Source organism: Paenibacillus tyrphae (genome assembly GCF_027925525.1).
In the GTDB taxonomy this organism is placed as follows: domain Bacteria; phylum Bacillota; class Bacilli; order Paenibacillales; family NBRC-103111; genus Paenibacillus_G; species Paenibacillus_G tyrfis_B.
On record NZ_BSDJ01000010.1, the window covers coordinates 75,353 to 88,511 of the forward strand.

11 protein-coding genes are annotated in these 13,159 nt (G+C 49.9%); 8 read left to right on the forward strand and 3 right to left on the reverse strand.

The genetic code is table 11. The annotated features are described in order from the left end of the window. Position 1 precedes the first annotated feature (1 nt). Positions 2-892: a ribokinase gene (rbsK, locus tag QMG93_RS13900; RefSeq protein WP_281937361.1), complete on the forward strand. Its 891-nt coding sequence runs from the start codon at positions 2-4 to the stop codon at positions 890-892. Between the two features lie 50 nt (positions 893-942). On the opposite strand, the gene QMG93_RS13905 is transcribed toward rbsK, so the two are convergent. Next, positions 943-2,640: a methyl-accepting chemotaxis protein gene (locus QMG93_RS13905; RefSeq protein WP_281937363.1), complete on the reverse strand. Its 1,698-nt coding sequence runs from the start codon at positions 2,638-2,640 to the stop codon at positions 943-945. Between the two features lie 430 nt (positions 2,641-3,070). Here QMG93_RS13905 and essC point away from each other — a divergent pair, with 430 nt between their 5' ends. The 7 genes from essC to QMG93_RS13940 all read left to right on the forward strand — a co-directional run bounded on the left by essC (position 3,071) and on the right by QMG93_RS13940 (position 11,295). Then, on the forward strand, positions 3,071-7,690 hold the full coding sequence (gene essC / locus QMG93_RS13910) for a type VII secretion protein EssC (protein WP_281937364.1): 4,620 nt from the start codon (positions 3,071-3,073) through the stop codon (positions 7,688-7,690). Further along, positions 7,683-7,934: a hypothetical protein gene (locus QMG93_RS13915; RefSeq protein WP_010496612.1), complete on the forward strand. Its 252-nt coding sequence runs from the start codon at positions 7,683-7,685 to the stop codon at positions 7,932-7,934. The genes essC and QMG93_RS13915 overlap by 8 nt, the downstream gene beginning before the upstream one ends. Positions 7,935-7,964: 30 nt before the next feature. Further along, positions 7,965-8,267: a WXG100 family type VII secretion target gene (locus QMG93_RS13920; protein ID WP_254366011.1), complete on the forward strand. Its 303-nt coding sequence runs from the start codon at positions 7,965-7,967 to the stop codon at positions 8,265-8,267. Positions 8,268-8,293: 26 nt separating this feature from the next. Continuing rightward, positions 8,294-8,596 carry a pore-forming ESAT-6 family protein gene (locus tag QMG93_RS13925; protein ID WP_281937370.1) on the forward strand — a complete coding sequence of 101 codons (303 nt, stop codon included), beginning with the start codon at positions 8,294-8,296 and terminating at the stop codon, positions 8,594-8,596. A gap of 81 nt (positions 8,597-8,677) precedes the next feature. After that, a complete protein-coding gene (locus tag QMG93_RS13930; RefSeq protein ID WP_281937372.1) occupies positions 8,678-8,869 on the forward strand; it encodes a hypothetical protein in 192 nt (63 codons plus the stop codon). A 53-nt stretch (positions 8,870-8,922) separates the two neighbouring features. After that, the gene (locus QMG93_RS13935; RefSeq protein ID WP_281937374.1) at positions 8,923-9,705 is read left to right on the forward strand and encodes a hypothetical protein; all 783 of its coding nucleotides are present in this window, start codon (positions 8,923-8,925) and stop codon (positions 9,703-9,705) included. A 21-nt stretch (positions 9,706-9,726) separates the two neighbouring features. Beyond that, entirely contained in the window at positions 9,727-11,295 is a 1,569-nt protein-coding gene (locus QMG93_RS13940) for an Mbeg1-like protein (protein WP_281937375.1), read from the forward strand. Positions 11,296-11,737: 442 nt separating this feature from the next. Here the strand turns inward: QMG93_RS13940 and QMG93_RS13945 are convergent, their stop codons facing one another. Continuing rightward, positions 11,738-12,601: a TIGR02452 family protein gene (locus QMG93_RS13945; protein ID WP_281937377.1), complete on the reverse strand. Its 864-nt coding sequence runs from the start codon at positions 12,599-12,601 to the stop codon at positions 11,738-11,740. A gap of 24 nt (positions 12,602-12,625) precedes the next feature. Further along, a complete protein-coding gene (locus QMG93_RS13950) occupies positions 12,626-13,117 on the reverse strand; it encodes an NADAR family protein (protein WP_281937658.1) in 492 nt (163 codons plus the stop codon). Positions 13,118-13,159: the final 42 nt, after the last annotated feature.

Genomic DNA, 13,159 nt, shown 5'->3' on the forward strand with positions numbered 1-13,159 from the left:
AATGGAAATTATGGTTGTCGGCAGTGCAAATATGGATATGGTCATGCGGACGAGCCGTCTTCCCGAAATCGGGGAGACGATGCGGGGCGACGGATTTTTCCTCGCTCCCGGCGGCAAAGGGGCCAATCAAGCGGTCGCTTGCGCCAAGATGGGCGCCGAAACGTGGTTTATGGGGAAGGTGGGCGACGATATTTTCGGCCAGTCCCTTATCGATCGGCTTAGCGGCTTCGGTGTGCGCACGGACTTCCTCAAGCGCGAGCCGAACGTGACGACGGGCGTGGCAGCCATCACCGTATGCAACGGAAATAACAGCATCATTCTCGACGGCGGAGCCAACAGCGAAGTCTCTCCCGGCTATATTCGAGGATACCAGAAGGAGCTGCTTTCGGCTGCGGCCATCATGCTGCAGCTGGAAATTCCGATGGAGACGGTTTACGAAGTTATTCGTTTGGTGAAAGGCCAAGTGCCGATTTTCCTGAATCCGGCGCCTGCGGTTCCGATCGAGGATGCAGTTTTGCAGGGCGTGGATTATTTTACGCCGAACGAAATCGAATGCCGCATCTACACGGGGATTGAGATCCGGAGCACCGACGATGCTTTTGAGGCTTTGAACAAGCTGCGGGACAAAGGGATTCGTTATCCGCTCATTACGCTCGGAGAAAAGGGCATCGTGTACTATAACGGAACGGAGAACGTATACAAGGAAGCTCGCAAGGTTGAAGCCATCGACACGACGGCGGCCGGTGACACGTTCTCCGGCACGCTGGCCGCGATGATCATCGCCGGCAAAAGCATGGACGAAGCGGTGGATATCGCCCAGCGCGCCTCGTCCATTGCGGTGACCCGTTTGGGAGCGCAGGATGCGATCCCCATGTTGGCGGAAGTATTATAGGTTGGCCTGAGCACTTGCTTACATAAGCAGGTGCTTTTTTGCGAACAGTCCTACAGCCGGAAGCGGCGAATGCTCTCGCGAAGTTCTCCCGCAAGCAGTGTAAGCGACTCTGCGCTACCGGAGATGCGTTCCATCGAAGCGAACTGCTCGTTCGAAGCGGCGGCGACGCTTTCCGTGCTGTCGCTGGAGGTCTGGGCGATCATCGCCGTGGATGTGACCGAGGCGGTAATCTGCTCCGTGGTCGCTGCCATTTCTTCTGCCGTGGCGGACACTTCCTGAATATGTCCGTTCAGCTGCTCGAGCGAAGCGGCGATGTCCCGAAAGCTGCGGCCCGAGTCGCTCACCAGATGGATGCCTGCCGTGACCTGCTCCGTAACGTCGCGGATCGCTCCGGCCGTTTCTTTCGTTTCCTCTTGAATCAAGCGGATGCGCTGGGTAATATCCTTGGCGGCTGCTTCGGATTGGGTCGCCAGCTTCTTCACCTCGGCGGCGACAACCGCGAAGCCTTTGCCGCTTTCTCCGGCTCTTGCCGCTTCAATCGAAGCATTCAAGGCCAGCAAGTTCGTCTGGTAAGCGATTTCGGAGATCAATTTCACAATGCCCCCGATTTCGTCGGACCGTTTGCTCAGCCGTTCCATGCGTTCCGAGGTCTGCGTGGTTGTGGTGGAAATGGCGTTCATTTGCTCTTCCGCTTCGTCCATCGACTCCGTGCCTTTCACCGCATTGGCTGCTGTCGTTTGGAACTGCTCCGCCATGTCCGAGGTTGCCTCCGAAATCCGGCTGATTCCTGCGGCCATTTCTTCCATGACGACGGCGGTTTCTTTCGAGGTCGTCAGCTGTGCCTGCGCTCCTCCGGCGACCTGACGGGAGGCGTCGGCAATCTGCTGCGCGGCGATCGTCGTCTGACTGGCATCGGCCGCTAGGGAATCGGCCAGCTGCGTGACCTGGTGCGAAGCTTCCGAAGAGCGGCTGATCGCCGAATGAAGCTCGCGAACCATGCGGTTTAGAGCGTCGGCCAGTTGGCCGATTTCATCGCGGCTTTTCACGGACAGCGGCGAGACGGTCAGATCGCCGTCCGCGACCCGTACGATACTGCCGGTGACCAGACGCAGCGGGCGGGCAATCAGGAGGAGGAACAACACGCTGATTCCGAAGGCGACAGCTACGCTGATCCCGAGAATGACATACACCCATATCAAGCTATCGTTATATGCTTTTTTCGCTTCCAGTGCGGAGGTTTCAGCCTGCTTGTGGTTCCATTCGACCAGACTGGTCAAATGCTTCTGCATTTCGTCGAAAATACGGTGGCCGGCATCGATCAGGATCATGGCTTGCTGGGGGTTGCTGCGGCTGGTGACTAACGTTCTTTGCGTGTTCTTTTTGAATTCGTCCCAACTTCCCTTAAAGGAAGTAAAGTTGCTCCGTTCTTCGTCGGCTGTGATCTGGGACTCATACTGCTGCACGGTCGATTCGACCAAGGCGTAGCTTGCGCCGATTTCATCCTCGAGGGTCTTGCGCGCTGCCGCATCGGTACTGTCTTTGTGGCGGAACACCAGATTAAGCACATGCTCTGTCTCAAAATAAATCCGGTTGATTTCTTTCACCTTTGGCATCGAGTTTTCGGTAACCTGCTCAACGCGGTTTTGGATAAACATCATTCGGTTTAAAGCAAGAACGGCGGTGATGGTAGTTAGAAGCAACATGGTAATGAATCCCAAACCAAGCTTTCTACTGACAGTCCAGCGCATCGTACGAGCCCCCTCGGCTATGCTATTTTTATATTGGATATGGTTTTCAGAATAAAATCAATTCGACAATCCAATGGTAAATTCCTTCTTATTCCAGCCCGTTTCGCGGCCGTTACGTCGGTTTTTGTATAAAATTTCTATTAATTTCTGTGCCATCTGGATAAAAAGCAGCCTTCCACCCTAAAGGTGAAGGTTGAAATCGATGGCCAAAAACAAGCTCATCTAAAGATTGTTCGTTGAAATTCGTCGAATAAAAATCTCTATTGCAGAATTTGGGAGAAAATGATACTATACAACCAATGATCGAAAGCGGAAGCACCGCCTTATTCATGTGTATTTAACCATGGATAGGGCGGTTTTTTTGTGCTCTGGAGTGGAAGGTTTTGTAAAATTTTGTCTGCTCATCTCGTCGAAAGAAGGAGAGTGACCCATGCAGCTATCCTTGCTAAAGGAAAATGAAATCCATACATGCTTACTGCCTGACAAGAAGTCCGGGCAGTATTGGGTCACTCAAACGAACCTTCTGGGGTATGAGGAACGGGTGATCGGGGTCGAAGGCGTGGCAGGCCAATGGATTCTGAAGTCGAATCAGCATGCGGTCGTCCTGGATGCGGGCAGCCGCAAAGTAAAGGAGCTTGCCGTCGAGCCCCGAACCATCTATAGCATTCTTCTGAAGAAAACGGATGAAATTGCGATTTTGTTCGCCGAACTGGTGTCTGCCGACCGTAAAGTATTCCAAAGGTACAGCTTGCCCGGTAGAGGGAAAATAAAGATCGGTCGTGCGGACGGTTGCGAGATCAGGTACGCGAACAGGTATACGTCCTCCGTTCATGCGGAGCTGTTCGTTTCCGAAACGTCCGTAACCATCCGGGATACGGGCAGCTCGAACGGAACGTTTGTGAACGGGAAGCGGACGACGGAACGAATCCTTAAACCGGGAGATATGATCTACATCATCGGCTTGAAGATCATTGTCGGCAGCGGATTTATGGCCTTGAATAATCCGGACGGCCAAGTGAGCTGTAATCCCAATGTTCTTAGACCATGCGTTAAACCGTATCCCGCGGTTCCAAATACGGAGGATGGGATCGACGAAGAGCTGCCGGAAGGCGATTTGTTTTATCGTTCTCCAAGGTTTATCAAGGAAATCGACCGTGTCGAGATCAAGATCGATGCACCGCCGCCCCAAGTGAATCTGGAACAAACTCCGCTTATGCTCATGCTCGGTCCGTCCATTACGATGGGCATGGCCTCCTTGTTCACCGGGCTGTATTCTCTGCATAACGCATTGCAATCCAACGGCAAAATCATGAATGCGATGCCTACTCTTGTCATGTCCTTCAGCGTCCTGCTGGGTACGATTCTGTGGCCCGTTTTAACGAGACGGCACGAAGCTAAGAAGAGACTCAAGCAGGAGTGTATCAGGCAGAAGAAGTACAAGCTTTATATTCAAGAGGTTCGGCAGAAAATACGGGATGCCGGAGAAAGCCAGCGCCAAGTTCTGCATGAAAATCTGGTTACTCTAGAGGAGTGCGTTTCGCGAATCAAGCTGCGCAAGCGTACTCTATGGGAGCGAACCCGTAGACAGAACGATTTTTTGAAGGTTCGCCTTGGATTGGGCAATGTGCCGCTTCAGGTTGTGCTGAAATTTTCGGAAAGAAGATTCTCTCTCGAAGACGACGGGCTTCAAGAGGAGCTGTATCGGCTCATGGAGGAGCCGAAAATGCTGGAACAGGTTCCTATACCGTTTTCGCTAACGGAGGATTGGATTAGCGGGATGATCGGCACGAGAGTTGAAGTTATCGATGCGGTCAAAGGGTTAATCGTCCAGCTTGCGGCGCTCCATAGCTATGATGAATTAAAGTTTGTGTTTATCTATGACAAGAAGGAAGGGAAAACGTGGGAGTTCGCGAAATGGCTGCCTCACGTTTGGAGCGACGATAAGTCTATTCGCTTTATTGCGACGGAGCCGGGCGAGGTAAAGGAGCTCTCGGTCTTTTTCGAAAAAGAAATTGCCAGAAGAGAGGGCATCACTTCGGAGGAAGAGCTTAAGGAGGTCGTGCCGCACTACGTCATCTTCGCAATCGATAAGAGCCTGGCTGGCAAGGCGGAGATGATGAATGGTATCAGGAAGCGCAAAAACAATCTGGGCATTAGCGTGATCCATCTGTACGACGAGTTGAAAAACTTGCCCAAAGAGTGCTCGCTGGTCGTGGAGTTTGAAGGAGATCGTTCGAAAATATATGACAAGGACGATACTTCCGGGAAGCATATTGCGTTTCAGCCTCATCCGTATACCATTCAGGACGAGCTCCAGCTTGCCGTGCAACTGGCCAATATTCAACTGGATACTTCAGGAGCGGGCTATACGCTGCCTGCCATGCTGACGTTTCTGGATTTGTTCGAGGTAGGCAAGGTCGAGCATCTGAATGCGCTGACAAGGTGGCGGGATCATGATCCTGCCTTATCCCTCCAAACTCCGATCGGGGTGGATACGACCGGCGAACGGTTTTACTTGGACTTGCATGAGAAATATCACGGCCCGCATGGCTTGGTAGCGGGGATGACCGGTTCCGGGAAAAGCGAATTTATTATGACGTTCATTCTTTCGCTCGCCGTAAACTATCATCCGCATGAGGTTGCTTTTATTCTGATCGACTACAAAGGCGGCGGTATGGCCGGCGCATTTGCGAATTTGCCTCATCTGGCGGGAACGATTACGAACTTGGACGGTGCGGCGGTTAAGCGGTCGTTGATTTCCATCCAAAGTGAGCTAAAGCGAAGACAAGCGATTTTTAGCGAAACGAGCAAGCGGTTAAACATGAGCAACATGGATATCTACAAATATCAGAGGCTGTTCCGGGACGGGAAAGTCATGGAGCCGTTGCAGCACTTGTTTATCATATCGGACGAGTTCGCGGAATTGAAGATGCAGCAGCCTGAGTTCATGGAGCAGTTGGTTAGCGCGGCGCGTATCGGCAGAAGCTTGGGCATTCACTTGATCTTGGCAACCCAAAAGCCATCCGGAGTGGTGGATGATCAGATTTGGAGCAACAGCAAGTTTCGCATTTGTCTCAAAGTACAGGAGAAAGCCGATAGTATGGACGTAATCAAAAGGCCGGATGCGGCCGAGCTGTCCATCACTGGGCGGTTCTACGTCCAGGTTGGCTTCAACGAGCTGTTCGAGCTTGGTCAATCCGCTTGGGGAGGGGCGCCTTATTATCCGACGGATCGGATTGAGAAAGCCAGGGATGAGAGCGTGACCGTCATCGATAACCTGGGACGTATCGTGAAACAAGTCAAAATCGATAAGCGCAAGACACAGTTTCATAACCCGACCAAGCAATTGGACGAGGTGAACCGCTACTTAGCGGCCATCGCCACGGAAGAACGCATCAGCGTCCGTCCCCTCTGGCTGGACCCGCTTCCGGAATTCATTTTTCTTGACGAGCTCAGAGAGAGTCATCAGGCTTCGCAGCAAGGCCGTGGTGTGTTGAATCCCGTGATTGGCAAAATGGATGACCCTGCCAACCAGCGGCAGTTTACGATGACATTTCCACTGTCCAAGGAAGGAAATGCTGTGATTTACGGTGCGGCGGGAAGCGGGAAAACGACCTTCTTGACCACGCTACTATATTCGCTGATGGAGGAGCACCCGCCGTCCGAGCTCCATATATACATTCTGGATTTCGCTTCCGAGACCTTGCGCGTATTCGCCAAAGCGCCGCATGTGGGCGATGTCGTGCTCTCGCATGAAGCGGAGAAAGTCAATAATTTGTTCAAGATGCTGTATCAAGAGACCGCGGATCGGAAAAAGCGGTTCGCAGATTGTGGCGGCGATTACCAATCCTATATGAGATCGGCACAAACTGCCGTTCCTTCCATTGTCGTTGTCGTTCATAACTATTCGGCGTTCGCGGAGCTGTTCGAGGACAAGGAAGAAGCGATGGCCTATTTAACGAGGGAGGGCTTGAAGTACGGAATTTACTTTATCTTGTCCGCATTGAATACAGGCGCGGTCCGGTACCGGGTTTTGCAAAATTTTAAGCAATTGTATGTGCTGCAGCTCAACGATGCCGCCGACTATTCCAGTGTGCTCGGTCATGTGGAAGGTGCCTACCCCTCCAAGTTTAAGGGGAGAGGCATTATGAAATCCGATCGGGTATATGAATTTCAGATCGCACACACGCATCGCGATGTAGAAAATCGCTTCGAGCATATTCGCAAGTACGGTGAAGAGTACACCGCCGGGTGGACGGAGTCGGTCGCAAGAAGAATTCCGATTCTACCTGAGCTCATTGATGCGAATTTCTTGATGGATGAAATAAGGTATGGCAGGGCCGGGAAAACTCCGGTGGGCGTGGAGAAGAACAGTCTGCAGACGGCCTGCTTTCACTTTGACCGGCATTACATCCAGCTTGTGCTGTCTCAAAATAACGACAATGCGGGCTTTGTCCAAGGTCTGGCCGAGGTCGTATCGGCTAAAGCGGAAGCCGAAGTTGCCGTCATCGATCCGGACAACAAGCTGGTGGATGACGAGTTCAAAACCTATACCTATTACGGAAATCCAACGGATTGGGACCAAGTTGTTGCACAATTATTTAATAGCCTCGTCCACCGCAACAATACGTACAAGGATGCGATGACCGCCGGCGAACCGGTTCCGGCCTTTGCCAAACAGACTTGGATCGTTCACTCCCTGACAAGCTTGAACTCACGAATCTCCGAGGATTCCAAAGATAAGCTCCGGGTTCTACTGGAGAAAGGCGAAGCGGCGTATCAGGTGAATTTCATTATCTGTGAACGCGTCTCGTCGATTTCGTCCATATCCTACGAACCTTGGTTTAAGGCGAAAGTGATCCCCAATGAGGGGATTTGGCTGGGGAACGGCATAGCGGATCAATACCAGCTCAAGATCGGAAAGCTCACAAGCGAGCTGTACCAGGATATTGGAGACGACTTCGGCTATATCGTGACGAACGGAAAGCCAGTCCTCATGAAGCTGGTGACTTCGCCCTTGCATCTCAAGGAGGACGATTCCGATGGATAAAATACTGGTTGAAGTATTTGTACCGGCTCTAGCCAGAACCTATGACGTATACATCCCTCTCACGACCAAGCTTTGGGAGGTCGAGACGTTATTAACGGGGGCGATCGCCGAGTTATCTAACGGTTATTTTGCTCCGACCCGCGATACGGTTTTATGTGAGAGAACAAGTGGGTCCGTTTTGGATATTGGCATGTCAGCTCAAGAATCGGGGCTTCATCACGGTTCTCGGCTGATGTTAATATAAAACCTTTATTACCGAGAGGAGAAAATTTGTATGGCAAGAAAAATTGTCGTAGATCCCACTAAGCTGGAAGCTGCAGCTAAAAACATGGATGGGCATGCCGCCGAGTATCAGCGTTTGTACGATCAACTGTTTAACGAAGTTAAGGCCATGGGCAATGCGTGGAAGGGGCAGGATAACGTCGCTTATACAACGCAAATCGAAGGATTCCGCGACGATTTTGAAAATATGAAAAAGCTGATGGAGCAATATTCCGAGTTCTTAAAGCATAGCGCCCAAACGTATCGGACGACGCAAACCGAAATTGCGAACTCCGCCAAAAAATTAGCGAACTAATTATCCCTTTAAGGAGGCCGACTACGATGTCTATCGAAGGAATCAGCATATCTACCGCAGAGGTAACGCAAACCGCGGCAACGATCCGGGCACTGAACGGCAGCTTGACCGCCAAGCTCGAAGAAATTAAGAAAGAAATGAACGGCTTGACGAGCTCATGGGATAGCGATGCCTCCCGAACCATCCAGGACAAATTCAATACGAATGCCCAAAAGTTCAGTGATTATCGGGCGGTTGTGGACTCTTATGCGGCTTTTTTGGATAATACGGTTTCGAACTACGATGCAACCGAAACGACCATTAACAGCAACGCCAGCCAATTCAAGTAGGATCTGATTCGTATGGAGGGTGACAGGGAGTTCCTGTCGCTCTCCGTCGTCTACAATCTAGGGATACAAAGAGGGATGCGCATGAACGCGGCAGCAGATCGGGAAGCAACCGCCATTATTGAAGAACTCAACCGAATCAGACGGGAATTGGAAAGCGTAGCGCTGGAATTAAAAGGTTTGAAAGGAATTAGCGTAGACTATTGCTCCAGAAGATTGACACAGATTTCAAATGAATACAGAGAGGTCATTCAAATGCTGTATCGGTTGAGATAACGGGAAAACAATCCGTTTTCAATTTTTGCTTTCATGGAGGTACGGAGCGGGAAATGAACTTTAATGGAAGGCTGGTGCTTCGAATCGTGATAGTGCTATCGCTTGTAACGCTTATGGGCTGCGGTCAGAAGTACAAGGATGCGGAAGACAAAATGTCGCGGTATTTAAATGAAAAGTATGGCGAAGAGTTCGTGGTTGAAAACGTCGGAGGCGGATATGGGTTAGGGATATTTTCAACCGATACGATCAAAGCGGAGGCGTATCCCCCAAATTCCCCACGGCATCGGTTTAGAGCCGAAATCACGAAGGATTTTAGCAAAGTATGGGACAACTATATGAACATGATTATGGCCGATAAATTCGATGAAAAGATGATCAAGGTATCTCAAGAAGTTTTTGAGCAGAAGGACATCTGGGTCAAGACGCATCTGGATTCGGGAGGCCTATCTTTTCCGGCCCGCGATTTGAATAACAAAAACATCAGTATCGAAGAGTATTTTAAGGCCGAAAAGATTAATGGACTAGCCGTCGATCTGTTTATTAAAAGCGGGCCTGATATTGACAAAGAACGCCAAGCGGAAAAAGTAGACCAATTGGTAGATAGAATACTGGCCTTAGAAGAATTTAAGCATGGGTTTATTTCGGTATTTTATTTAAAACCGTCCGCTTTTGAGCATGTTAGCACGGAGTTTTATACGGTGGGCGAAGCACTTCATTATTACACTCGGAAAGAAATGAGTTATACGTATACGTTTGCCAAAATTTTCGATGCAAAAAAGGTGTATTCTGTGCAAGAGATTTTGAGTCATTTTGACTGGGAGTATACCAAATCATAAGGAAGGGGGATACCATTGACCGTGAACATTACCGAGGCAGATAAAGCGATACTTTCAGAACTGGTGTACTTGAATATAAAAAATCATACGGATTTAAACAAAAGCTTGCTTTCCGGGGCGCTTACCGTAGGTGAACTCGTAAACACCTACAAGCAAGAGCTGGAGTCATCATTTCATGATGTTGAAGGCCATTTTAAAACAAAAGAACAGTTTGAAGCATTTAAGCATGCAATCGAAAGTTTATCTCAGGATTCTTCGAAATATTATCATTGGAAAATCAGCCATGTCGATGACGATAATGCGGCAACAGGGTTCGTGGCGTACACGTTCGAGCCGGAGCCCGGGCAAGCGGTGTTTGCCTTTCGGGGAAGCGAAGATATTGCCAAAAAAGAGTTTCGGAACGATTGGAAAAATAATGCGTCAACTTCGTATGAAGAGGAAAGCGTCCAGCAGCATAAAGCCAGATTGTACATGGAATCACAGGCGAAGCTGTATAACAATATCACAGTAACGGGTCATTCTCTCGGGGGGAACCTTGCACTGTATGCAACCTTAACGGCGACTGGTGAAATCCAACAAAAAATAGTCAACTGTGCTACGTTTAACGCCCCTGGCTTTAACAAGGATTTTACCATGACCTATCAACATTCAATCCAGCATATGAGGGGCAAAATTCAGGAATTTCAGAACCGATACGATTCCGTGTCTTCCCTTTTCTATAATCCGACCAAGCCGATCATGATTGAAACCTCAGCCAAAAAAGGAACGCTGCCTGATTTATTCAATATGGACCATCATGCCCTTAAGTATCTTGTGAACGACAAGGGTACTTTAACAAGGGACAATGTCCAAAGCAAAGCTTTTGAATATCGAATGCTGTCCAATCTTACGCAAGGGATTCAAAAGCTGCCTAACCCGATGCTGTACGAAACGGTGGAGCTCATTTTTGCCGTGTGGAATGGCGATATCGATACGGTTCAATTATTGAAAACGGCAGGTGCTTTAGCGGTCACTAACGTTCCCCAAACGATGATTTCCGTAGGAGCGATGCTCAAAGCTGTAGAAATTACGTTTGTAGCTACTGCGTTTGTAACAGCTGCCCAGATTGCTGCGGAAGTTGTGGATGAGAAGATCGTTCAGTTCAAAACGTGGGCGACGCGCAAGTTCGACGATTTGTTTGAACAGGCCGGACTTGGAGCCGTCATGAAAGAGAGGTTTCACGATTTTAAGCAGCGGGTGTATGCCGAAGTGCATGATATTGTCAGCAGGGTTTCGAGGTTTGTCAAGGATTCTTGGCATACGTGGAAATCATCCGGCGTACAGCATGAGGATATTCGCGTGAACATGATGGAGCTCAGAAATTTGGCTTCCCGCTTACAAGCGGTTCAGAGCCAGATCGTCCATGTAGACCGCAGACTTGATACGCTTGCAAGTCTTGTAGACTGGCAGCAGCGCATATCGGTAACTTGGATCGACTATAAGGTGGGCTATAACCAGGATTTGAGAAGATGCATCGATTATTTACACCGTGCGGCAGACGAGCTTGAACAATGCGAGCGCACGATCACGCAAAAAGCGTATGCGTTTTAAATCGTATGCAGCAAAGCGCCGACACTTCCCGAGCCGACGCTTTCGCTTACTTCCTTCTATAAGATTTGAACCAATCTAGAATGACTTCTTTTCGGGACATTTGTTTGTCCCGGGGCCACGGAGAAGTTTCCCATTCATGGATGGCCTGCTGCCGTGTTTTGAAAAATCTGTAGTCGCAAATGATCCAAGAGCAAAATAGTTTTCGGTACCATTTTCCATTCTGCATGTCATCGTCATAACGGCGCACCGCTTTACTGGCTTGCTGCTTGGCCCAACGTGTACCGGGTGTGTAGTGATCGTTCCATACAGGGGATTTTTTTACACTTCGGCTCAATAACCTCTAACCTCCTTCTGGGAAGTTAGAGGCCGTCCAATGTTTTCATCCATTCACCCCATTTTATGGTATCTCACCTAAATAAACGATCATCATTGAAAAAAGTTGCTATGGCTCCAATGCCATTTTGAATTCATTCAACGTCCGCTTGTCTGCCGAGTTATCCAGGATGGCGAAGACGATGTGGTCAAACCAGGCGGCACGACCTTCGTCAATGAGCGCTTGCTTGAAAAGGCGGGCGATATCCTTCGGGTTATTCCGAAAGACGCCGCATCCGTAGGCGCCGAGAATCATGGCGCGCTGTCCGTGGGCAGCCGCAACCGCTAAAATGAAACGAATCCGCTCCAGCATGACTGTATCGATCTTTGCCGTATTTTCCGGTTCGCGCTCCCGTACAACCCCGGCATTTACCGCAGGAGCAGTGATCATGGAAACCAAGTAAGGCTCCGGCAGGAGGCTGCCGCGATCCTCCCGGAATACCGGCACTTTCGGAGAGTAGATCATATAGTCGGAATAAAAGCAGGTTTTGAGGCTCCGGTTATGGTCGTACATTTCGGACATCTGGGAAATGCACGGATACAAGGCGGAAGAGCGGGCCAGACTCTCTTCCTGCGCCTGACTTCCCCCGAGGAAGCCTCCTCCGGGATTTTTGGCGGAAGCGAAATTTAGACAAACGGTCTCCGCGACCCCTTCTTGCGCTACGAGCCGTTGCGCCGCTGCCAAGGTCGATTCGTTCATCACCTCAATGTGAGGCGTGATCCCTATGCGATCGTTGACGGTACTTGCTTCCTTCAAGATATTCGGCAGCCGATCGGGCGCATAGAGGACGGATTTCGTAATGGCCGTCTTCACTTCGTCCCGGATTGTTATTTGTGTCCCGGAGGGGCTGGTGTAGAAGCCTTGCTCCAAAATATCTAAGGTTTCTTTGGCGATCTTGGATCTAATTTCTCTGTTATGGGTAGATGCGTTCATATTTATTCACTCCGTTCCTTCTGTTCAGGTTACTTCTTGATTTTCCTTCAGCAGGTTCTCGCGTAGCTGCGTCAAAATGTGCCCCAGCGCATTTTTGCCCTGCCAGGTTTTTCGGTTTCGAATTCTCGGGTCGTCTTCGGATAGCCCTACTCCCCAGATCCGGTCCGTAGGACTTGCTTCAACCAAGGTTGTTCCTTTCGTCTGAAGCAGTCGCTCCAGCAGGTGCGGATTCTGCGTAAATTTCGCATAGTTGCCGTCGTAAACAAATTTCTTTCCGTAGTTGTCCCATTGATCTTTGTCAAAGTTCCGGACCAAGCGGCCCAGCTTCTTTTGCTCGCTAGGCGTCGTGGCCTTCAATATTTTAGCTGCCGTCTCTTGATCCCCGAACAGCATCGCCTTTTGATACATCATGTACTGCTCTGCGCAGTTAAACTCCACTCCATTCACGATAAATCGTGAAGGATGCCATTGAGAAAAGGGGGACTCAGTACGGTAAAAAAACGTAAATTTCTCTATCATTATCAGCTCTCGCTTTCACTTTAAGATTTGACTGTTGCC

What these genes read in the sequence shown, in the direction of transcription:
- QMG93_RS13945 (WP_281937377.1), bottom strand. Translation starts at nt 12,601, where the DNA reads ATGAACGCATCTACCCATAACAGAGAAATTAGATCCAAGATCGCCAAA.
- essC (WP_281937364.1), top strand. Translation starts at nt 3,071, where the DNA reads ATGCAGCTATCCTTGCTAAAGGAAAATGAAATCCATACATGCTTACTG.
- QMG93_RS13935 (WP_281937374.1), top strand. Translation starts at nt 8,923, where the DNA reads ATGAACTTTAATGGAAGGCTGGTGCTTCGAATCGTGATAGTGCTATCG.
- QMG93_RS13905 (WP_281937363.1), bottom strand. Translation starts at nt 2,640, where the DNA reads ATGCGCTGGACTGTCAGTAGAAAGCTTGGTTTGGGATTCATTACCATG.
- QMG93_RS13925 (WP_281937370.1), top strand. Translation starts at nt 8,294, where the DNA reads ATGTCTATCGAAGGAATCAGCATATCTACCGCAGAGGTAACGCAAACC.
- QMG93_RS13930 (WP_281937372.1), top strand. Translation starts at nt 8,678, where the DNA reads ATGAACGCGGCAGCAGATCGGGAAGCAACCGCCATTATTGAAGAACTC.
- QMG93_RS13915 (WP_010496612.1), top strand. Translation starts at nt 7,683, where the DNA reads ATGGATAAAATACTGGTTGAAGTATTTGTACCGGCTCTAGCCAGAACC.
- QMG93_RS13920 (WP_254366011.1), top strand. Translation starts at nt 7,965, where the DNA reads ATGGCAAGAAAAATTGTCGTAGATCCCACTAAGCTGGAAGCTGCAGCT.
- rbsK (WP_281937361.1), top strand. Translation starts at nt 2, where the DNA reads ATGGAAATTATGGTTGTCGGCAGTGCAAATATGGATATGGTCATGCGG.